The sequence below is a fragment of the Nocardioides alkalitolerans DSM 16699 genome, from assembly GCF_000426525.1.
Lineage (GTDB): Bacteria > Actinomycetota > Actinomycetes > Propionibacteriales > Nocardioidaceae > Nocardioides > Nocardioides alkalitolerans.
On sequence record NZ_AUFN01000014.1, the window covers coordinates 57,029 to 77,771 of the forward strand.

The window sequence follows — 20,743 nt, forward strand, 5'->3', positions numbered from 1 at the left end:
GTGCGGCACGAAATAGCACCGAGCCGGCACTTCTGCATCGCAGAAGTGCCGGCTCGGCGTCGACGGACGGCGCAGGGGTGCCGGCCCGGCGCTCCGGTCAGGAGAGGACGAGGCCCGGGTAGAGCGGGTGCTTGTCGAGCATCTCGGCCGAGGCGGCCTTCGTGCGGTCCGCGACGCCGTCGGCGAGCACGTACGACGCCTTCGACGTGCCGCCCGCCTTCGTCGTGCCCGGCGTGGTGTTGCGCAGCACGTCGACGACGAGCTCGGCGACCTTGTCGAACTCGTCGGCGCCGAAGCCGCGGGTGGTGAGGGCCGGCGTGCCGAACCGGATGCCCGAGGTGTACCAGGCGCCGTTCGGGTCGGCCGGGACCGAGTTGCGGTTCGTGACGACACCCGCGTCGAGCAGCGCCGACTCGGCCTGGCGGCCCGTGAGGCCGTAGCCCGAGACGTCGAGCAGCACCAGGTGGTTGTCGGTGCCGCCCGTGACGAGCTTCGCGCCGCGGCTCAGGAAGCCGGTCGCGAGCGACTGGGCGTTGTCGGCGACGTCCTGGGCGTACGTCGCGAACTCGGGACGTCGGGCCTCGGCGAACGCCACGGCCTTGGCGGCCATCACGTGCGAGAGCGGGCCACCGAGCACCATCGGGCAGCCGCGGTCGACGCTCGGGGCGTACTCCTCCGTGGCCAGCACGAGGCCGCCGCGCGGGCCGCGCAGGGACTTGTGGGTCGTGGACGTGACGACGTGGGCGTAGGGAACCGGGTTCTCCTCGCCCGTGAAGACCTTGCCCGCGACGAGACCCGCGAAGTGGGCCATGTCGACCATGAGGGTCGCGCCAACCTCGTCGGCGATCTCGCGCATCTTGGCGAAGTTCACGCGGCGCGGGTAGGCCGAGTAGCCGGCGACCAGGACGAGCGGCTTGAACTCGCGGGCCTTGGCCGCGACCGCGGCGTAGTCGAGCAGCCCGGTCTCGGGGTCGGTGCCGTACTGCTGCTGGTGGAACATCTTGCCGCTGATGTTCGGGCGGAAGCCGTGGGTGAGGTGACCGCCGGCGTTGAGGCTCATGCCGAGCAGCCGCTGGTTGCCCAGCTCCTTGCGCAGCGTCTCCCAGTCCTCGGCGGTGAGGTCGTTGACGTTCTTCGCCGCAGCCTTCTCGAGCCAGGGGCCCTCGACCCGGTGCGCCAGGATCGACCAGAAGGCGACGAGGTTGGCGTCGATGCCCGAGTGCGGCTGGACGTAGGCGTACTCGGCGCCGAACAGCTCGCGCGCGTGCTCGGCCGCGAGCGACTCGACGGTGTCGACGTTCTGGCAACCCGCGTAGAAGCGGTGGCCGACGGTGCCCTCGGCGTACTTGTCGGAGAACCAGGTGCCCATGGTCAGGAGGACCGCGGGCGAGGCGTAGTTCTCGGAGGCGATGAGCTTCAGCGACGAGCGCTGGTCGGCCAGCTCGGCGCGGGTGGCCGCGGCGATCCGAGGCTCGACCGAGGCGATCACCTCGAGGGCTTGCGAGTACGTGCTGCTGATGAGGGCGTCCGTCATGGTCGCCAATGTAGTGAGGGGGTGAGGGGGCCGTCGATTCGTCGCGCGGTCGTCGGCGGCGGCCGGGCCCGGACACCTGCCCGACACGGCCCCACGGGGGGCTCGCCCGACCGATCACGAACTGTGATGGATGTGACGTGGACCTCACGCCACCCTCGAACGGCCCGCCATGACGGGCTCGGTCTCACATGCTGGCAGCGATTCCCACATCATGAGATTCGCGCTTGTCGGAAGGTGGTCCACAGGTCGAGACTCGTCCTCGTGATCAGCTCCGCAACGCATACCTACCTCGTGGTACGACGCCACGTGGACCTCATGCGTACGCGCAGCTCCATGTGTTGGCCTTCCTGACTCGTCTTCCCGCGGGCCCGACCCCCTCCGGACCCCCGCAGCCCTGACCACCTTCGGGCGTAGGACCACGCGATCACTCCTCGAAGCTCCAACGATCCGTCGTGCCCTGCGCGCCCCGCACCCGCGAAGGAACCGCACAGTGACTTCTCCAGACTCGTCGGAGCGCCCCCGCACCACCCGCCCCCGCCCCAAGCGCGGCGAGGGCCAGTGGGCGCTCGGCTACACGGAGCCGCTGAACAAGAACGAGCAGTCCAAGAAGGACGACAACCCGCTCAACGTGCGGGCCCGCATCCTCAACATCTACTCGAAGCGCGGCTTCGACTCGATCGACCCGGCCGACCTCCGCGGCCGCTTCCGCTGGATGGGCCTCTACACCCAGCGCGCTCCCGGGTTCGACGGCGGCAAGACCGCGACGCTCGAGGAGGAGGAGCTCGACGACCGCTACTTCATGATGCGTGTCCGTTCCGACGGTGCGCTCCTGGACGCGGCCGCCGTCCGCGCGCTCGGCACGATCGGCACGGAGTACGCCCGGGACACGGCCGACGTCACCGACCGCGAGAACATCCAGTACCACTGGATCCGCATCGAGGACGTGCCCGCGATCTGGGAGAAGCTGGAGGTCGCCGGGCTCGACACGCTCGAGGCGTGCGGCGACTCGCCCCGCCCGTTCCTCGGCTCCCCCGTGGCCGGTGTGGCGGTCGACGAGATCATCGACGGCACCTCGGCGCTGGAGGAGATCAAGCGCCGCTACATCGGTGACCCCGCGTTCTCGAACTTCCCCCGCAAGTTCAAGACCGCCCTGACGGGCCACCCGAGCCACGACGTCTCCCCCGAGACCAACGACGTCTCGTTCGTCGGCACGGTCCACCCCGAGCACGGCCCGGGCTTCGACCTCTGGGTCGGCGGCGGCCTCTCCACCAACCCGATGCTGGCCCACAAGCTGGGCGTCTGGATCGCCCTCGACGACGTGCCCGACGTGTGGGCCGGTGTCGCCGGGATCTTCCGCGACTACGGCTACCGCCGCCTGCGCTCCAAGGCCCGGCTGAAGTTCCTGCTGGCCGACTGGGGCAAGGAGAAGTTCCGCGAGATCCTCGAGACCGAGTACCTCCACCGCGAGCTCGTCGACAACCCGTCGCCCGAGGCGCCCCTCGTGCCGAGCGACCACATCGGCGTGCACGAGCAGAAGGACGGCCGGTTCTACGTCGGCCTCGCGCCCACCGTCGGTCGCATCTCGGGCACCGTGCTGACCGGTCTGGCCGACCTCATCGACGAGTACGGCGCCGCCGGCGCGCGGCTGACGGCGTACCAGAAGATCGTGGTGCTGGGTCTGGACGCCGACAAGGTCGAGGACTTCTGCGACGCCGTCGAGGCCGTCGGGCTGACCGCTCGCCCGTCGAACTGGCGGCGCAACACGATGGCGTGCACCGGCATCGAGTACTGCAAGCTCGCGATCGTCGACACCAAGGACCGGGCGCGCGACCTCATCGCCTCGCTCGAGAAGCGGGTGCCGGAGCTCGACGTGCCGATCACGGTCAACGTCAACGGCTGCCCGAACGCCTGCGCGCGCACCCAGGTGGCCGACTTCGGCCTCAAGGGCCAGCTGGTGCTCGACGAGGACGGCGACCAGGTCGAGGGCTTCCAGGTGCACCTCGGCGGCGCCACCGGCCTCGGCGCCAACTTCGGTCGCAAGCTGCGCGCCCACAAGGTCACCAGCGCCGGGCTCGACGACTACATCACCAACGTCGTCACGGCCTACCTCGACGATCGGGAGGCCGGCGAGCACTTCGCCGCCTGGGTCGTCCGCGCCGACGAGGCCCTCCTGCGCGGCGAGAAGCCCGTGCCCGAGAAGGAGGTGGCCCGTGTCTGAGCGCGCCGCCCCCTACCACTGCCCCTACTGCGCCGACGAGGACCTGCGGCCCCACGAGGTCGTGGACGCCGGGACCGGCGAGGTCTCCTCGCCGCCCGGAGCCTGGGAATGCCGCTCCTGCCTGAGGGCGTTCACCGTGAAGATGATCGGTCGTCTCCGTCGCCCGGAGTCGGTCCGGAAGGGAGCGCCGGCATGATCGCCACCGAGGCCGCACGCCGCAACCGCGGCAGCCAGACCGCGGGCCGCACGCCCGAGGAGCTCCGCGAGATCGTCCAGCACGTCGGCGCCGAGCTCGAGCTCGCGCCCGCCGAGCACATCATCGAGTGGGCCTACGCCACCTTCGGGGAGCGGTTCTGCCTCACCTCGTCGATGGGCGACGCCGTGCTCGCCCACCTCGCCGCCAAGGTGGCCCCGGGCATCGACGTGGTCTTCCTCGACACCGGCTACCACTTCGCCGAGACCATCGGCACCCGCGACGCCGTCGAGGCGACGATGGACGTCAACCTCCTCACGATCACCCCGAAGCAGACGGTCGCGGAGCAGGACGCCGAGTACGGCCCCGAGCTCTACAAGCGCGACCCCGACCTGTGCTGCGCCCTGCGCAAGGTGGCGCCCCTCGCGACCTCCCTCGACGGGTACGACGCCTGGGCCACCGGCCTGCGCCGCGCCGAGACCAAGAACCGGGTCATCGCACCGGTCGTGGGCTGGGACGCGAAGAAGCAGAAGGTGAAGGTCTCCCCCATCGCCCGCTGGACCGACGCCCAGGTCGACGCCTACATCGCGGACAACAGCATCCTGGTGAACCCCTTGGTCTACGACGACTACCCGTCGATCGGGTGTTGGCCGTGCACGCGACGGGTGGCTCCCGGCGACGACCCCCGGAGTGGTCGTTGGGCAGGCACCAACAAGACGGAGTGCGGCATCCACATGTGATGCCGTCCCCCTGGACGCAGATCTCGGTCACGGCGTCGCTCACCGGTCCACGAGCACGCCCCACACCCCCGCATGACCCGCACACCGGTCGTTCCCCGGCCGGTTCGCACGAAGAGGAGGCCCTCCGATGGCCGCTCCCGCTCTGATCGCCCTGGCTCACGGCAGCCGGGACCCCCGCTCCGCCGCCACCATCAACGACCTCGTCGCCGAGGTCCGTCGACAGCGTCCGGACCTCCGCATCGAGGCCGCGTTCCTCGAGCACTCCCGCCCCGGGTTCTCGACCGTCGTCGACCGCCTCGTGCGGGCCGGCCACGAGGAGATCGTCGTGGTGCCGCTCCTGCTCTCCGACGCCTACCACGCGAAGGTCGACGTCCCCACCGCGATCGCCGAGGCGAACGCCCGTCACGAGAGCGTCCGGATCCGGGCCAGCGAGATCCTCGGCCTCGAGTCCGCGTTCCTTCAGATCCTCGACGAGCGCCTGCGCGCCGCCCTGAAGTCGGCGCGCGTGCGGGAGCTCGACGCGCTGGTGCTCGCCGCGGCCGGCTCGAGCGACGCGCTCGCGAACCAGGCCGTCGCCAGGCTCGCCCGCGTCTGGGGCTCGCGGCACAAGCTGCCGGTCACGGCCGCCTTCGCGTCGTCGGCGCCGCCGGCGACGGGTGAGGCCGTGCGGGCCTTCCGCGCCGAGGGACGCCGCCACATCGCGGTCGCCTCGCTGTTCCTCGCCCCGGGGAGCCTCCCCGACCGGGCGGCCGAGCTCGCGATCGAGGCCGGTGCCGTCGCCGTCTCCGACCCGCTGGGGGCGCACCCCGAGGTCGCCCGCACGGTGCTGGCCCGCTACGCCGTCGGCGCCGTGGAGCTCGTGCCCGTCTGAGCCGTCGTACCCCTTCGGCAGCGGCCGAGCAGGTCGCGCCCGAGCCCGCCGTCAGACCAGACGATCCCGCAGTCGAGCCAGCTCGGCTGCGGGATCGTCCGTCATCCCGCCGTGCACCGGCCCCGGCTGCACCACGGTGCTGCGGGGCGCCTTCAGGAAGCCGAACCGGGTGCCGGTGGGGTGGCTCGCGGCCGAACCTCCCCGCTCGTCCCCCGCACACACGCCCGCCACGAAGTCGAGCGCGGCGCACAGCGTCGCGAGGTCGAGGTCCGGGAAGGCAGCCGCCAGCCGGGGCTCGTCGACGTGCCAGTCCGCACCGAGGAACCGGGTCTCCTCGCAGTAGAGGACGACGCCGACGTTGAGGAACTCCTCCCGGTCGACGCGCGGCACGCAGCGCAGCACGACGTACTGGTACGGCGCGGTCGCCGCGCCACCGCCGCTCACCGCCCCGCTCACGCTGCCGCTCCGGGCAGCCAGGAGCGGGTGCCGAGGCGTGCCACCAGGAAGCGCACGTACGCCGCGCGCATGTCCTCCGGCGTCTCCGCGCCCGGCACCGCCTCGAGCCAGTCGTCCGGTACGTCGCGCAGCACGTCGGCCAGCACGGTCTCGTCGAGCAGCGGCGTGATCCGGGCGTCGGCCGCCGGGAGCTCGCCGACACGGTCGGCGAAGACGTGGTCGGACACGTCCCAGCGCTGGGCCGCGAACCGGGCGGGGTCGGTGACGCCGCCGACCCAGCCGTGGTGGAAGTACAGCGAGGCACCGTGGTCGATGGCCCAGACCTCGCCGTGCCACCGCAGCAGGTTCGGGTTGCGCCAGGAGCGGTCGACGTTGGCGGTGAACGCGTCGAGCCAGAGGATGCGGGTCGCGACGTCGTCGTCGGTGAGCGTCGCGCGGTCGAAGCCGAAGGAACCGGGCAGGAAGTCGACGCCGAGGTTGAGGCCCACGCTGGCCCGCAGGAGGTCCTGGACCTCCTCGTCGGCCTCGTAGCGGGCCAGGTCCGACCGGAGGTCGAGCCCCACCAGCCGCGGCGTGCGGATGCCCAGGAGGCTCGCCAGTCGGCTGACCACCACCTCGGCGACGAGCACGCGGACGCCCTGGCCCGCCCCGCGGAACTTGCAGACGTAGGTGCCGAGGTCGTCCGCCTCGACGATGCCCGGCAGGCTGCCGCCCTCGCGCAGGGGCGTGGCGTACCGCGTGACCGACTGGACGGGGATCACGCGACGGGCTCCTCTCGCAGCAGTCGTGCGCGCTGCTCGGCCGGGTCGAAGCCCGCGGACGGCCAGCGCAGCTCGAGCGACCGCAGGTGGGTGCGCAGGATCTCGGCGACCGCCAGGTTGCGGTACCACTTCGACTCGGCCGGCACGACGTACCAGGGCGCGTGGGCCGCGTCGGTGCGCTCCAGGGCGATCTCGTACGCCGCGCGGTAGTCGGGCCACAACGCACGGTCGTCGACGTCGGCGGGGCTGAACTTCCAGTGCTTCCTGGGGTCGTCCAGCCGCTCGAGGAGCCGCTCGCGCTGCACGTCGGCCGAGATGTGCAGGAACACCTTCACCACGGTGGTGCCCGAGTCGACCAGCTCCGACTCGAACTCGCGGATGGCGTCGTACCGCCGCTCGATCTCGTCCGGCGGCGCGAAGCCCCGGACCCGGGCGATGAGCACGTCCTCGTAGTGGGAGCGGTCGAAGACACCGATGCGCCCGGCTGGCGGGACCTGCGGCCGGATGCGCCACAGGAAGTCGTGGGCCTGCTCCTCGGCGGTCGGACTGCCGAACGAGGCGATGCGGATGCCCTGGGGGTCGAGCAGACCGATGACCTTGCGCACCGTGCCGCCCTTGCCGGACGTGTCCATGCCCTGGAGCACCAGCAGCACCCGCCGACCGGTCGACGACGTCCGGCCCTCGGCGAAGAGACGCTCCTGGAGGTCGGCCAGCTCGGCGCCGATCTCCGCCAGCGCCGCCTTGCCCGCCGCCTTGTCGCCGTCGAAGCCCGGACGGGAGCCGGGGTCGATCGTCGTCAGGTCGACGGGGCCGGGGGCGAGTCGGAGCACGGAGAGGTCCACGGTGGTCACTATCCCACCGGGTGCGCGACGGTGCCCGACCCTCCCTGCCCCACCCTGCCCACCCCGAGCCAGGGACTAGCGGACGACTGCCGCCGTCGGCTCAGGAGCCGCCGGCGTCGTCCAAGTCGTCGAGGTCGGGGACCGCGTCCTCGTCGTCGCGTCCGGCGGCGCGGAGCTCGTCGGCGACCACGGAGTAGGCCAGGCCGGGTGCGTAGCCCTTGCGGGCGAGCATGCCGACCAGTCGACGCCGGGCAGCCATGTCGTCGACGCCCCGCATGGAGCGGAGCTTGCGCCGTACGAGGCCGCGGGCCGCCTCGACCTCGTCGTCGGGGTCGAGGTCGTCGAGCGCCGCCTTGGCGACCTCGTCGTCGATGCCCTTGCGTCGCAGCTCGTGGGCGAGCGCCCGGCGGGCGAGCCCCTTCGACGACTGACGACCCTCGACCCAGGCACGGGCGAAGGCGTCGTCGTCGACGAGGCCGACCTCCTCGAAGCGGTCGAGCAGGGTGCTCGCCACGTCGTCGGGCACGTTCTTCGACGCCAGCTTGTCGGCCAGCTCGCTGCGGCTGCGAGCGCGGCCGGTCAGCTGGTCGAGCAGGATCGTGCGGGCGACCTGCTCCGCGTCGGCCTCGGGGACCTCCGCCACCTCGTCAGCAGGTGGCGGAGGCGAGAACGAGCGACGACGGGTCGCCCTGCGGCGATCAGAAGTCATCGACACCGAGGGGCTCGGCCGGCTGGTCGACCTGCGGGCCGACGCCGAGCTTCTCGAGGATCTTCTTCTCCAGCTCGTCGGCGAGGTCGGGGTTGTCGCGCAGGAAGTTGCGCGCGTTCTCCTTGCCCTGGCCGAGCTGGTCGCCCTCGTACGTGTACCAGGCGCCGGCCTTGCGGACGAGCCCCGCCTCGACGCCCACGTCGATCAGGCCGCCCTCGCGGCTGATGCCCTTGCCGTACATGATGTCGAACTCGGCCTGCTTGAACGGCGGGGCGACCTTGTTCTTCACGACCTTGACGCGGGTGCGGTTGCCGACCGAGTCGGTGCCGTCCTTCAGCGTCTCGATGCGACGCACGTCGAGGCGGACCGAGGAGTAGAACTTGAGGGCCCGACCACCCGTCGTGGTCTCGGGCGAGCCGAACATGACACCGATCTTCTCGCGCAGCTGGTTGATGAAGATCGCCGTCGTGCCGGCGCCGTTGAGCGCACCGGTCATCTTGCGGAGGGCCTGGCTCATGAGCCGGGCCTGGAGGCCGACGTGGCTGTCACCCATCTCGCCCTCGATCTCGGCGCGGGGCACGAGCGCCGCGACGGAGTCGATGACGATCAGCGAGAGCGCGCCCGAGCGGACCAGCATGTCGGCGATCTCCAGCGCCTGCTCGCCCGAGTCGGGCTGCGAGACGAGGAGCGCGTCGGTGTCGACGCCGAGGTTCTTGGCGTACTCCGGGTCGAGCGCGTGCTCCGCGTCGATGAACGCCACGATGCCGCCGGCGCGCTGGGCGCTGGCCACCGCGTGGAGCGCGACCGTCGTCTTTCCGGAGGACTCCGGGCCGTAGATCTCGACGACGCGGCCGCGCGGCAGGCCGCCGAGGCCCAGCGCCACGTCGAGCGCGATGGAGCCCGTCGGGATCACCTCGAGCGGCGCGCGGGTGTCGTCACCCAGGCGCATCACGGAGCCCTTGCCGAACTGCTTCTCGATGCTTGCGAGCGCCGTGTCGAGCGCCTTGCCGCGGTCTGCACCAGCCATGGTGTTCCATCCCCTCCGGGCGGGAGCCGCCCGAGTCGTGTCTGCAACCCGCGTCGGGGGTTGTCGTTGTGGAAGACGTTAGGACGAGCCACCGACAACGACGGAGCTGCTCCGTCGCCTGGGGATGATCTCGACCCGATCACTGCCTGTGGAGGAAACGGTAGCCGAACAGATGTTCGATGTCAGGCAGCGGTGTCGACCGGCGTGTCGCGTGTCGTCACGACGGCGGCCGCGAGCACCGCCGCACAGAGCACGGCGGCCAGCAGCGAGAGCCACCCGAAGCCCAGGACACCGACCACCACGCCGGCCAGTCCCCCGCCGACCGCCGCGGTCAGCTGCATCACCATGTCGGCCGCCCCCTGCACGTCGGTGCGGTCGGCCACCGGCGTGCCGTCGGCGATCGAGGTGGAGGCGGCCACGGTCGCGAACGACCAGCCCAGGCCGAGCAGGAACAACCCGCCCGTGATCTGCCACGAGTGCCCCTCCGGCGCCAGGCCGCAGAGGAGCAGAGCGACGAGGAGCACGCCGCCACCCACCGCGAGGGCCGGTCCACGGCCCCACCGGTCGACGACGAGGCCCACCAGCGGCGAGAACGCGAACATGCCGAGCACGTGGAGGCTCACCACCAGCCCGATCACCTGCAGGTCGGCGCCGCCGTGCTCCATGTGCAGCGGCGTCATGATCATCACGGAGACCATCACCGCGTGCGCGGCCGAGAGCGCCAGCACCGCGGCCGCCACCGACGGGGTCGTCCGCACCACCGTGGCGACCCGCCCCCACGCGATCCCCCGCCGTACGGGCGACGCACCCGCGCCGCCGGCGGCCCGGTCGGCCTCGTCGGCCACCTGGCGCGCGAGCAGCAGGGGGTCCGGGCGCAGGAAGAGACCGACCACGAGCGCGGTCGCCGTCATCGCGACGGCGGCGATCGCGAAGGGGCCCGTCAGCTCGGGGATGCCCAGCCGGCCGGCGACCCAGCCGGACAGACCCGTGAGGTTCGGCCCCGCGACCGCGCCGATCGTGGTCGCCCACACGACCACGGCGAGCGCGCGCCCGCGGTGGAGCGGCTCCGCGAGATCCACCGCGGCGTACCGAGCGACGCTGTTGGAGGCCGTCATCGCCCCCAGCAGGGCGGCGCCCACCAGCAGGAGCGCCATCGAGCCGACCACCCCGGCGAGCACGGCGAGCGTCGCCCCCGCGGCGCCCACGAGGCAGCCCGTGACGAGGCCGACGCGTCGACCGCGCCGGGCCATCAGACCCGCGAGCAGGTAGGACGCCGCCGCGGCGCCGACCACCTGCGAGGTCTGCGCCAGGCCGGCGAGCTGGTCGGAGCCCGAGAGGTCGCGCGCGAGCAGGCTCGCCGTCGCGATCCCGATGGTGATGCCGACCGCACCGACCGCCTGACCGGCGACGAGCACCCGGACGGTGCGCCGCTGCACCGCGGCGAGGTCGAGCTGCGTGGGCGGGGCCGTGGTCACCGGAGGCGGTCCGGGAGGTCGAGCACGCGGTGGGCGACCGCCCAGACCTCCTTGGGGGGCACACCGGCGGCCAGTGCCTCCTCGGCGGTCCGGTTGCCGAGGTCGGGCTGCACCTGGCGCTCGCCCCAGGACTGCGCGTACGGCGTGCCGAGCGCCTCCTCGAGCCGCGCCCAGAACTCGGTGTGCCTCACTGCTCGTCGCTCCTCGTGTCGCTCGGGTGGGCTCGGACCCCCTGCGTGTCGACGGCGACGCCGACGTCGTGCAGGTGGTGGAGCACGTCATGGAGGTGGTACTGCGCGAAGGTGCGCACCGTGAACGCCGAGCCGTTGCTGCGCAGCCCGACCCGCTCGGCGTCGTCGGGCGCCAGCGCGGCGTACCGGCCGGCGACGACGTGCGCCGCCGCGGTCAGGTCGGTGTGGACGGCCTCGGGCTCCTGCTCGGCGTAGCGCTCCGCCACCGCCGTGGCGTCCTGGTCCCAGTTCGCGAACCTCGCCGCCTCACCGGGGGCGGAGGCGAGCATCAGCCGCAGGCGCTCGTCGAAGACCCGGTGCACGTCGCGCACGTGGCAGGCGTACTCGAGCGGCGACCACACGTCGGGCCGCGGGCGACGCTCGACGTCGTCCGCCTCCAGGACCAGGCGCCAGGCCTGCGTCGACGCCGCCACGAGACCCGGGACGTCGCGCAGTGCGATGTCGCCCGCCACCACCCCGCACTCCGCGCAGGGACGCTCCAGCACCCAGGTCCAGTCCTTCTCGTCACCCGGGACCGGGACCTGCTCGGGGGTCGTCACCGCGCCATCCTCCCAGGACCCGGACGCGGCCACGACCGCCACGTCCGACGCGTGATCCGGGCGTCAATCCGACGGCGGGGTCCGCCGTCGGGGCCGGGGTGCACGACAATGGCCGGATGCCTGACTACAGGACCCGTTCCGCGACCGTGCGTGACCTGCCGAGGATCTCGGCGATCTACAGCCACGCGGTCGAGCACTCCCTCGCCACCTTCGACCTCGAACCACCCGACCTCGACTACTGGCAGACCCGGCTGGACGGCCAGCACCCCGGCGACCACCTGATCGTGGCCGTCAACGACGACGACGACGCCGTCGGCTACGCCTACTCGTGGTCGTTCCGGCCGCGCCCGGCCTACGACTACACCCGTGAGACCTCCATCTACCTCGACGGATCCGTGCGCGGCCAGGGGGTCGGCCTCATGCTCTACCCCGCCCTGCTGCAGACCATGGCCGTCTCCGGCGTGCACACCGCGATCGCGGCGGTGTCGCTGCCCAACGCCGCCAGCGAGCGCCTGCACGTGCGCTGCGGGTTCCAGAAGGTCGGCGAGTTCCGCGAGGTCGGCAACAAGTTCGACCAGTGGATCGACATGGCCTTCTACCAGCGCATGCTGGTCAACATGCCGACCGGCGAGGCCGTCGTCGGCTGACCGGCGGCCCGGGGCGGCCAGCCCGGCGGGCTCCCCGCCCGCGAACCGGGCCGCCGGCCTCATGCGAGCAGCAGCCGGTCGAGGCGGCGTCGTACGACGACGAGCCCGACGAGGCCCAGGACGACCAGGTAGACGACCGACGCCGCCGAGCCCCACCCGACCGTGCCCGTGCACAGCTCGCGGATCAGCACGACGCCGCGGTAGAGCGGCGTGCACTCGACCACCCACCGGAGCCACTCCGGGAACGCGCTGACGGGGAAGAACGTCGCCGAGAACAGGAACATCGGCACCGTGGCCAGCGTGACGTACTCGAAGTCCTGCCAGGACCGCATGAAGGTCGTCAGCGCCATGCAGATGCCGCCGAACGCCAGGCCGATCAGGAGGGCGGCGGGCACCGCCAGCACCGCCCACCACGACGACACCAGGTCCATCGCCACCATGACGAGCAGGAACGCCGCGGCGTAGATCCCGCCCCGGATGAGCGACCAGCTGAGCTCGCCCCGCGCCACGTCCATCGTGGTGAGGGGTGTCGCCAGCATCTGGTCGAACAGCTTGCCGAAGCGCAGCTTGTGGAAGAAGTTGAACGTCGAGTCGTAGAGCGCGCCGTTCATCGCGGAGGCCGCGAGCATGCCGGGCGCCACGAACTCGGCGTACGGGACCGTGCGCCCGCCCACCTCGAACCCCGTCACGAGGGCGCCGACCCCGACCCCGATCGAGAACAGGTAGAACACGGGCTCGAGGAAGCCGGTGACGAAGATCGGCCAGTGGCGCCGGTAGGCCAGCATGTTGCGCCAGACCAGCAGACGGGTCGCCTCGACGGCGGAGACCGGCGAGCCCTGGCGGGCGGCCCGGCGGGCGGTCTCGCCGGCGACGGCAGCGGTGAAGAGCGCCACGTCAGACCACCATCCTCGCGCGCAGGCGGCGCACGGCCCACCACCAGCCCAGCGCCGTGAGGGCGACCAGGTAGGCCACGTGCACCAGGGCGGGCCCGAGCTCGAACGTGCCGAGCGCGAACATCCGGGTCAGGTCGACCCCGTGCCACAGCGGCGTGAGCCTCGCGACCACCTCGAGGGGCGCGTCGAGGTTGCCGACCGGGAAGAAGGCGCCCGAGAAGAGGAACATCGGGATCATCCCGAGCCGGAACACCAGCGCGAACGCCGTCTCGTCCTGCAGCCCGGCCGCGAACGCGAACACGGGGGTCGTGAAGGCACCGATGACGAGGGCCTGGGTGGCCCACGCCAGCACGGCACCCCACCAGGTCGTGAAGACCCCGAACGGCGCCAGCACCGCGACGAAGAACGCGCTGACCACGAGGGTGCGGAGCAGGATGAAGCCGACGTTGGCGAGCACGATCGACCCGATGCCGAGCGGGGTGGCGTGCATGGCGAAGAAGGTCTTGTGCCACTTCACGCCCGACATCACCGGGTAGGTCGTCTCGCCGATCACCAGCGTCATGACGTGCGCCGCCAGCAGGCCGGGCGCGACGAACGCGAGGTACGACGTCGCCCCCTCCAGCTCGCCGGGCGCCACCTCGATGAACCCGCCCAGCAGGACGCCCATCGCGACGACGTACAGCAGCGGGGTGACCAGGGCCGAGATGACCCCGCCCTTCCAGGTGCGGCGCAGCACCGTCGCCCAGTACGGCGCGAGGCGGAGCGCGCCGTCGACCACCGACCCGGGCGCCGTGCTGGCAGGGCTCGTGGGGCTGGTGCTGGGTCCCGTCCCGGGACGGGGTGTCGTCGTCATCGGCGCCCCTCAGTCGACCAGCGTGCGGCCGGTGAGGCGGAGGAAGACGTCCTCCAGCGTGGCCCGGCGCACCAGGGTCGTCGTCGGCCGCAGGCCCGCGGCGTGCACCTGGGCCAGCGTGCGCTCGCCGTCGTCGCTGTAGAGCAGGAGCCTGTCGGGCAGCACCTCGACCCGGTCGGCCAGCCCCGCGACCTGCTCCGCGACCGCCTCGTGCTCGGCCTGCGCCCCGCCGGCGCCGAAGCGGAGCTCGGCGACCTCGCGCGTCGCGTGCGCCCGGATCAGCTCCAGCGGCGAGCCCTCGGCCACGATGTGGCCCTTGTCCATCACCACGAGCCGGTCGCACAGCTGCTCGGCCTCGTCCATGTAGTGCGTCGTGAGCACCAGCGTCACGCCTTGGGCCTTCAGCCGGAACAGGCGGTCCCAGACCACGTGGCGGGCCTGCGGGTCGAGCCCGGTGGTGGGCTCGTCGAGCAGCAGGATCTCGGGCCGGTTGATGAGCGAGCGCGCGATCGTGAGGCGGCGCTTCATGCCGCCGGAGAGGTCGTCGACCATCGCGTCGGCCTTCTCGCCCAGCTGCACGAAGGCCAGGAGCTCGTCGACCCGGGCGCGCACCTCCTTGCGCGGCAGGCCGAAGTAGCGGCCGTAGACGTAGAGGTTGTCGCGCACGCTGAGCTCGAGGTCGAGCGTGTCCTCCTGCGGGCAGACACCGATGCGGGCCTTGATGGCCGACGACTGCTCCGCGGGGTCCATCCCGAGGATGCGCAGCGTGCCGCCGGTCGGCGGCGAGACCGCCGCCACCATGCGCATGGTCGACGACTTCCCGGCCCCGTTGGGGCCGAGGAACCCGAACGCCTGCCCGCGCGGGACGTCGACGTCGATGCCCCGCACCGCCTCGAAGTCGCCGAAGGTCTTGCGCAGGCCGCGCGCGTGGATGAGCACGTCGGCCGCCTGGCCCGGCGGCGTGGTCGCCGACGGCTGGGGTGTCTGCCCGAGATCCGCTGTCACGAGGCGTGAGCCTAGGTGAGAGCGCCGACAGTCGTCGCCCCGATTGCGTTGTCGGTGCCGTAGGCAAGGATGGCCGACGTGGCAGAGGGGCTCGAGAACTTCCATGCCGTGACCCGCGCGTGGTTCACGGCGGCTTTCCCTGCGCCCACGCCGGCGCAGCAGGGGGCCTGGACGTCGATCGCGTCCGGTCGCCACACCCTCGTCGTGGCGCCGACCGGTTCCGGCAAGACGCTCTCCGCGTTCCTCGCGTCGGTCGACCGGCTCGCGACGACCCCGCCACCGGAGGCGGCCGCCCACCGCTGTCGCGTCCTGTACGTCTCCCCGCTGAAGGCACTGGCCGTCGACGTCGAGCGCAACCTCCGGGCCCCTCTGGCCGGCATCCGGCACACCGGGGAGCGGCTCGGCGTCGAGGTGCCCGACCTGCGGGTCGGCATCCGGTCCGGCGACACGTCGGCGGCCGACCGACGCCGCCTGACGACCCGCCCGCCGGACATCCTCATCACGACACCCGAGTCCCTCTTCCTGATGCTCACGTCGCAGGCACGGGAGTCGCTCCGCGGGGTCGAGACCGTCATCGTCGACGAGGTCCACGCCGTCGCGGGCAGCAAGCGCGGCGCCCACCTCGCGCTGACGCTGGAGCGGCTCGACGCCCTGCTCGAGAAGCCGGCCCAGCGCATCGGTCTCTCCGCCACGGTGCGCCCGGTCGAGGAGGTCGCCCGCTTCCTCGGCGGCAGCGCCCCGGTGCACGTCGTGGCGCCGCCGTCGTCCAAGGAGTGGGAGCTGCAGGTCGTGGTCCCGGTGGAGGACATGACGGCCCCGGCCGAGTACGACGAGGACGACGCCTCCAGCGGGCGCAACGCCTCCTCGATCTGGCCCCACGTCGAGGAGCGGGTGCTCGACCTGGTCGAGGCGCACCGCTCCACCATCGTGTTCGCCAACTCGCGGCGGGTCGCCGAGCGGCTGACGGCACGGCTCAACGAGCTGGCCGCCGAGCGGGCCGAGGCCGTCTCGGCCGCGGGCGCCGCCGCAGCCGGTGCCGGCTCCGGCGAGGAGCGCCTCCACGCCATGTACGACGACGAGGACGACGCACGGGACGACGAGCAGCACGACCACCAGGACGACGAGCAGGACGACGAGCAGGACGAGCGTCCCTCCCGACCGCCGTCCGAGGTCGCCGGCCAGTCCGGCGCCACGAGCGGCGCGGCCGCGCTGGTCGCGCGCGCCCACCACGGCTCGGTCTCGAAGGAGCAGCGCGAGCTGATCGAGGACGACCTCAAGCGCGGACGCCTACCCTGCGTCGTCGCGACGAGCAGTCTCGAGCTCGGCATCGACATGGGTGCCGTCGACCTCGTCGTGCAGATCGGGTCGCCGCCCTCGGTCGCCAGCGCCCTGCAGCGGGTGGGTCGCGCCGGTCACCAGGTCGGCGAGACCTCCCGCGGCGTGCTCTTCCCGCAGTACCGCGGCGACCTCGCCCCGACCGCCGTGGCGGTCGAGCGCATGCGCACGGGTGCGATCGAGGCGCTGCGCGTGCCGGCCAACCCGCTCGACGTCCTGGCGCAGCAGATCGTGGCCGTCACCTCCATCGAGCCCTACGACACCGACGCGCTCTTCGAGCTGGTGCGCCGGGCCGCGCCGTTCACCGGTCTGCCCCGCAGCGCCTACGAGGCGACGCTCGACCTCCTGAGCGGCCGCTACCCCTCCGACGAGTTCGCCGAGCTGCGGCCACGCCTCGTCTGGGACCGCGTCGCCGGCACCCTCACCGGGCGACCGGGCGCGCAACGGCTGGCCGTCACGAGCGGCGGCACGATCCCCGACCGCGGGCTGTTCGGGGTCTTCCTCGTCTCGTCGGGCAACGAGCGCTCCGGCCCCGGACGCCGGGTCGGCGAGCTCGACGAGGAGATGGTCTACGAGTCGCGCGTGGGCGACGTCTTCGCGCTCGGCGCCACGAGCTGGCGCATCGAGGACATCACCCACGACCAGGTGCTCGTCACCCCGGCGCCCGGCATCCCGGGCCGCCTGCCGTTCTGGCGTGGCGAGGCACTGGGGCGCCCCGTCGAGCTGGGCGAGGCCGTGGGGGCGCTGCACCGCGAGCTCGGGGCCGCACCGCGCTCGGAGGCGGTCACGACCGTCACCGCGACCGGCCTCGACGCCTACGCCGCCGCGAACCTCGTCGACTACGTCGGCGAGCAGCGGGAGGCGACGACGGTCCTGCCGTCCGACCGCACCCTGGTGCTCGAGCGCTTCCGCGACGAGCTCGGCGACTGGCGGCTCGTGCTGCACTCGCCGTACGGCGTGCCCGTGCACGCGCCCTGGGCGCTCGCGATCAACGCGCGGCTGCGGGAGCGGTACGGCGTCGACGGCCAGGCGCACGCCTCCGACGACGGCATCGTCGTGCGCCTGCCGGACACCGGCGACGACCCGCCCTCGGGCGAGGTGATGGTCTTCGACGCCGACGAGCTCGAGGCGATCGTCACCGACGAGGTCGGGGGCTCGGCGCTCTTCGCCGCCCGCTTCCGCGAGTGCGCCGCCCGTGCCCTGCTGCTCCCCCGCCGCGACCCGGGCCGGCGCGCCCCGTTGTGGCAGCAGCGTCAGCGCGCCGCGCAGCTGCTCGAGGTCGCGGTGAAGTACCCGACGTTCCCGATCGTGCTCGAGGCCGTCCGCGAGTGCCTGCAGGACGTCTACGACCTGCCCGGCCTCCTGGCGCTCCACCGCAAGGTCGAGCGCCGCGAGATCCAGGTCGTCGACGTGACGACCACGTCGCCCTCACCCTTCGCGCGCACCCTGCTGTTCGGCTACGTCGCGCAGTTCGTCTACGAGGGCGACTCGCCGCTCGCCGAGCGGCGCGCCGCCGCCCTCGCCCTCGACCCGGCCCTGCTGGCCGAGCTGCTCGGCCGCGCCGAGCTGCGCGAGCTGCTCGACCCGGACGTGCTGGCCGAGGTGGAGGCCGAGCTGCAGCGGCTGGCGGAAGACCGCCGGGCCCGCAACGTCGAGGGGGTGGCGGACCTCGTCCGGCTGCTCGGACCGCTCTCGACCGAGGAGGTCGCCGCGCGCTCCACGGCCGACGCCGCCACCTCGACGACCTGGTTGGAGGAGCTCGAGCAGGCCCGCCGCGTCGTCCGGGTCCGGATGGCCGGCGACGAGCGCTGGGCCGTCGTGGAGGACGTCGCGAGGCTCCGCGACGGGCTCGGCGTCCCGGCGCCGCCCGGGGTCGCCGATGCGCTCACCGAGCCGGTGGACGACCCCCTGGGCGACCTCGTCGCCCGCTACGCCCGCACCCACGGCCCCTTCCAGCCGGACGCCGTCGCGGCCCGGCTCGGCCTGGGCGTGGCCGTCGTCGCCCAGACCCTCCAGCGCCTCCGGGCCCAGGGCCGCGTCACCGACGGCGAGTTCCGTCCGGGCGGGTCCGGCACCGAGTGGTGCGACGCCGAGGTCCTCCGCCGGCTGCGTCGCCGCTCCCTGGCCCGGCTGCGCCAGGAGGTCGAGCCCGTCGACCCCGCGGCACTGGCGCGGTTCGTCCCGGTCTGGCAGCAGGTCCAGCCCGTCGCGCCGCCCCGCGACGACGACCCCGACCGGCCGGTGCGTCGCCCCGGCAAGCGTGGCGGCCTGTACGGCGTCGACGGCGTCGTCACCGTGCTCGACCAGCTCGCCGGCTGCTCCATCCCCGCCTCGGCGTGGGAGTCGCTCGTGCTGCCCGCCCGGGTGCGGGACTACTCCCCCGCCTACCTGGACGAGCTGACCGCCGGTGGCGAGGTCGTGTGGTGCGGCCAGGGGGCGCTCCCGGGGTCCGACGGCTGGGTCTCGCTCCACCTGGCCGACACCGCCGCGCTCACCGCGCCCCTCCCCGGTGCGTACGACGCCTCCGCCCTGCACGACGCCGTCGTCACGGCGCTGGAACCCGGGGGGGCCTGGTTCTTCCGGCAGCTCGCCGACGTCGTGGGCTCCACGAACGACGAGGCGCTCGCCGGGGTGCTGTGGGACCTCGTGTGGGCCGGACGCGTCACCAACGACACCCTGGCGCCCCTGCGGGCCCGCGTCGGCTCGAGCGGGTCGCACAAGACGCGCCGCACGCCCGGCCGCCCGCGCCGCATGGGGTCGGCCAGCCGCTCCATGTCCGCCCGGCCCTACCCGGCCGCCCGGGCGCGGCCCGACACCTCCGGACGCTGGGCGCTCGTGCCGCCCCTCGACACGGACGCCACCCGACGTGGGCACGCCACCGCCGAGTCGCTGCTCGGCCGGTACGGCGTCGTGACCCGCGGGTCCGTCGTCGCCGAGCGGGTGCTGGGCGGCTTCGCCGGGGTCTACCGGGTGCTGGCGGCCTTCGAGGAGACCGGCCGGACCCGCCGTGGCTACTTCGTCAACGGTCTCGGCGCGGCCCAGTTCGGGACGACGGGTGCCGTCGACCGGCTCCGCACCCTGGCCGAGCCCGCGACGGGGGTCGACGGCTCCAGCGACGAGCCCGCGACGTACGTGCTCGCGGCCACCGACCCCGCCAACCCGTTCGGTGCCGCACTGCCCTGGCCCGAGCGCCCGGGCTCCGCCACCGACGACGACGGCGACGGCGAGCCGGGGTCCGGGATGACGTCGGACGCCGCCCCGGACTCGCCGACCGCCCGGCGCACGCCCCGCCACCGGCCGGGACGCAAGGCCGGCTCCCTGGTGGCGGTGGTCGACGGCGAGCTCGTCCTGTACGTCGAGCGCGGCGGCCGCACGCTGCTGACGTGGACGGACGACGTCGAGGTGCTCACGCTGGCGGCCCACGGCCTGGCCTCGGTCTCGCGCAACGGCGCCCTCGGGCGGATCACGGTCGAGCAGGCCGACGGCGCGCAGCTTCTCGGCGTGCGGGACACCCCGTTGCGCCAGGCCCTGGCGGCGGCCGGGTTCGTCACCACCCCGAAGGGACTCCGACTCCGTGCCTGAGGGTGACACCGTCTACCGGGCGGCCAAGAAGCTCGACGCCGCGCTCGGCCGGCGCCGGCTCGACGTCGTCGACCTGCGCGTGCCCGACCACGCGACCGCGGACCTCGCGGGCGCAGAGCACCTCGGCACCGTCTCCCGGGGCAAGCACCTGCTCACACGGCTCCGCCATGAGGGCAGCGACTGGACGCTGCACACCCACCTCAAGATGGAGGGCAGCTGGCACGTCTACGAGGGACGGGCGCGCTGGCGTCGGCCGACCCACCAGGCCCGGGCGGTGCTGCGCGCCGGCACCACCACGGCCGTGGGCTTCTCCCTGGGCGTGGTCGACCTGCTGCGCACGGCCGACGAGCCCGACGTCGTGGGCCACGTCGGCCCCGACCTGCTCGGGCCGGACTGGGACGAGGAGGAGGCACTGCGCCGGCTCCGTGCGGACGGTCACCGCCCGGTCGCGGAGGCGCTCCTCGACCAGCGCAACCTCGCGGGCATCGGCAACATGTACATGGCGGAGCTCTGCTTCGTCTCCGGGGTGCACCCGGCCCGGCCGCTGGCCGAGGTGCCGGACCTCGTCAGGATGGTGAGGCGTGCTCGCCAGATGCTCGACCTGAACAAGGAGCGCGCGATGCAGTCGACCACGGGCGACCTGCGCCAGGGCCGCCAGCTGTGGGTGTACCGCCGCGACCAGCAGGCGTGCCGCCGCTGCGGCACCACGGTGCGGGTGGAGATGCGCGTCGACGCCGAGGCACCGTTGCGTGGCGAGCGGGCGTCGTACTGGTGCCCGTCCTGCCAACCACGCTGAGCCGACCCCGCTGAGC

At 73.1% G+C, this 20,743-nt stretch carries 19 protein-coding genes; 7 read left to right on the plus strand and 12 right to left on the minus strand.

Translation table 11 applies throughout. The features are described from left to right. Nucleotides 1-97 precede the first annotated feature (97 nt). A complete protein-coding gene (locus K329_RS0113770; RefSeq protein ID WP_028473504.1) occupies nt 98-1,534 on the minus strand; it encodes a glycine hydroxymethyltransferase in 1,437 nt (478 codons plus the stop codon). Between the two features lie 490 nt (nt 1,535-2,024). On the opposite strand from K329_RS0113770, the gene K329_RS26810 reads away from it, so the two are divergent. The 4 genes from K329_RS26810 to K329_RS0113790 all read left to right on the plus strand — a co-directional run bounded on the left by K329_RS26810 (nt 2,025) and on the right by K329_RS0113790 (nt 5,556). Then, a complete protein-coding gene (locus K329_RS26810) occupies nt 2,025-3,752 on the plus strand; it encodes a nitrite/sulfite reductase (protein ID WP_043643601.1) in 1,728 nt (575 codons plus the stop codon). After that, on the plus strand, nt 3,745-3,948 hold the full coding sequence (locus tag K329_RS0113780; RefSeq protein WP_028473505.1) for a hypothetical protein: 204 nt from the start codon (nt 3,745-3,747) through the stop codon (nt 3,946-3,948). Before K329_RS26810 ends, K329_RS0113780 begins: the two co-directional genes overlap by 8 nt. Next, nucleotides 3,945-4,685, plus strand: coding sequence for a phosphoadenylyl-sulfate reductase (locus K329_RS0113785; RefSeq protein WP_028473506.1), 741 nt, complete (start codon nt 3,945-3,947; stop codon nt 4,683-4,685). Before K329_RS0113780 ends, K329_RS0113785 begins: the two co-directional genes overlap by 4 nt. 127 nt (nt 4,686-4,812) lie before the next feature. Then, nucleotides 4,813-5,556, plus strand: coding sequence for a sirohydrochlorin chelatase (locus tag K329_RS0113790; RefSeq protein ID WP_028473507.1), 744 nt, complete (start codon nt 4,813-4,815; stop codon nt 5,554-5,556). A 51-nt stretch (nt 5,557-5,607) separates the two neighbouring features. Here the strand turns inward: K329_RS0113790 and K329_RS0113795 are convergent, their stop codons facing one another. The 8 genes from K329_RS0113795 to K329_RS26820 form a co-directional block, all read right to left on the minus strand. Continuing rightward, on the minus strand, nt 5,608-6,012 hold the full coding sequence (locus K329_RS0113795; protein ID WP_245596562.1) for a DUF3037 domain-containing protein: 405 nt from the start codon (nt 6,010-6,012) through the stop codon (nt 5,608-5,610). Beyond that, nucleotides 6,009-6,773, minus strand: coding sequence for a HipA family kinase (locus tag K329_RS0113800; protein ID WP_028473509.1), 765 nt, complete (start codon nt 6,771-6,773; stop codon nt 6,009-6,011). Before K329_RS0113800 ends, K329_RS0113795 begins: the two co-directional genes overlap by 4 nt. Then, nucleotides 6,770-7,615 carry a polyphosphate kinase 2 family protein gene (locus K329_RS0113805; protein WP_052336916.1) on the minus strand — a complete coding sequence of 282 codons (846 nt, stop codon included), beginning with the start codon at nt 7,613-7,615 and terminating at the stop codon, nt 6,770-6,772. Before K329_RS0113805 ends, K329_RS0113800 begins: the two co-directional genes overlap by 4 nt. 100 nt (nt 7,616-7,715) lie before the next feature. Then, nucleotides 7,716-8,258, minus strand: coding sequence for a regulatory protein RecX (locus K329_RS26815; RefSeq protein WP_052336884.1), 543 nt, complete (start codon nt 8,256-8,258; stop codon nt 7,716-7,718). 55 nt (nt 8,259-8,313) lie between these two features. Then, nucleotides 8,314-9,351 (minus strand): recombinase RecA, encoded by a 1,038-nt coding sequence (gene recA, locus K329_RS0113815; protein ID WP_028473511.1) that lies wholly within the window; start codon nt 9,349-9,351, stop codon nt 8,314-8,316. A gap of 182 nt (nt 9,352-9,533) precedes the next feature. Further along, complete coding sequence (locus tag K329_RS0113820) at nt 9,534-10,826, minus strand: MFS transporter (RefSeq protein WP_028473512.1); 1,293 nt, start codon at nt 10,824-10,826, stop codon at nt 9,534-9,536. Continuing rightward, nucleotides 10,823-11,017 (minus strand): DUF3046 domain-containing protein, encoded by a 195-nt coding sequence (locus K329_RS0113825; protein WP_028473513.1) that lies wholly within the window; start codon nt 11,015-11,017, stop codon nt 10,823-10,825. Before K329_RS0113825 ends, K329_RS0113820 begins: the two co-directional genes overlap by 4 nt. Then, on the minus strand, nt 11,014-11,616 hold the full coding sequence (locus K329_RS26820; protein ID WP_052336885.1) for a DinB family protein: 603 nt from the start codon (nt 11,614-11,616) through the stop codon (nt 11,014-11,016). Before K329_RS26820 ends, K329_RS0113825 begins: the two co-directional genes overlap by 4 nt. 116 nt (nt 11,617-11,732) lie before the next feature. On the opposite strand from K329_RS26820, the gene K329_RS0113835 reads away from it, so the two are divergent. Continuing rightward, the gene (locus K329_RS0113835) at nt 11,733-12,263 is read left to right on the plus strand and encodes a GNAT family N-acetyltransferase (RefSeq protein ID WP_028473514.1); all 531 of its coding nucleotides are present in this window, start codon (nt 11,733-11,735) and stop codon (nt 12,261-12,263) included. A gap of 59 nt (nt 12,264-12,322) precedes the next feature. Here the strand turns inward: K329_RS0113835 and K329_RS0113840 are convergent, their stop codons facing one another. The 3 genes from K329_RS0113840 to K329_RS0113850 are packed head-to-tail and all read right to left on the minus strand — an operon-like array spanning nt 12,323 to nt 15,014. Continuing rightward, nucleotides 12,323-13,156, minus strand: coding sequence for an ABC transporter permease (locus tag K329_RS0113840; RefSeq protein WP_028473515.1), 834 nt, complete (start codon nt 13,154-13,156; stop codon nt 12,323-12,325). A gap of 1 nt (nt 13,157) precedes the next feature. Continuing rightward, nucleotides 13,158-14,009, minus strand: coding sequence for an ABC transporter permease (locus tag K329_RS0113845; protein WP_084541290.1), 852 nt, complete (start codon nt 14,007-14,009; stop codon nt 13,158-13,160). Nucleotides 14,010-14,018: 9 nt separating this feature from the next. Then, entirely contained in the window at nt 14,019-15,014 is a 996-nt protein-coding gene (locus K329_RS0113850) for an ABC transporter ATP-binding protein (protein WP_425411477.1), read from the minus strand. A 69-nt stretch (nt 15,015-15,083) separates the two neighbouring features. Between K329_RS0113850 and K329_RS0113855 the strand changes: the two genes are divergently transcribed. Both K329_RS0113855 and K329_RS0113860 read left to right on the plus strand, forming a co-directional pair. Then, complete coding sequence (locus tag K329_RS0113855) at nt 15,084-19,931, plus strand: ATP-dependent helicase (RefSeq protein ID WP_028473518.1); 4,848 nt, start codon at nt 15,084-15,086, stop codon at nt 19,929-19,931. After that, nucleotides 19,924-20,727, plus strand: a complete 804-nt coding sequence (locus K329_RS0113860) for a DNA-formamidopyrimidine glycosylase family protein (RefSeq protein ID WP_028473519.1) — start codon at nt 19,924-19,926, stop codon at nt 20,725-20,727. The genes K329_RS0113855 and K329_RS0113860 overlap by 8 nt, the downstream gene beginning before the upstream one ends. Nucleotides 20,728-20,743 lie beyond the last annotated feature (16 nt).

Bases quoted from the DNA above. Each gene is read 5' to 3' on its own strand.
- K329_RS0113770 (WP_028473504.1), bottom strand. From the start codon at position 1,534: ATGACGGACGCCCTCATCAGCAGCACGTACTCGCAAGCCCTCGAGGTG.
- K329_RS0113785 (WP_028473506.1), top strand. From the start codon at position 3,945: ATGATCGCCACCGAGGCCGCACGCCGCAACCGCGGCAGCCAGACCGCG.
- K329_RS0113790 (WP_028473507.1), top strand. From the start codon at position 4,813: ATGGCCGCTCCCGCTCTGATCGCCCTGGCTCACGGCAGCCGGGACCCC.
- recA (WP_028473511.1), bottom strand. From the start codon at position 9,351: ATGGCTGGTGCAGACCGCGGCAAGGCGCTCGACACGGCGCTCGCAAGC.
- K329_RS0113835 (WP_028473514.1), top strand. From the start codon at position 11,733: ATGCCTGACTACAGGACCCGTTCCGCGACCGTGCGTGACCTGCCGAGG.
- K329_RS0113845 (WP_084541290.1), bottom strand. From the start codon at position 14,009: ATGACGACGACACCCCGTCCCGGGACGGGACCCAGCACCAGCCCCACG.
- K329_RS0113855 (WP_028473518.1), top strand. From the start codon at position 15,084: ATGGCCGACGTGGCAGAGGGGCTCGAGAACTTCCATGCCGTGACCCGC.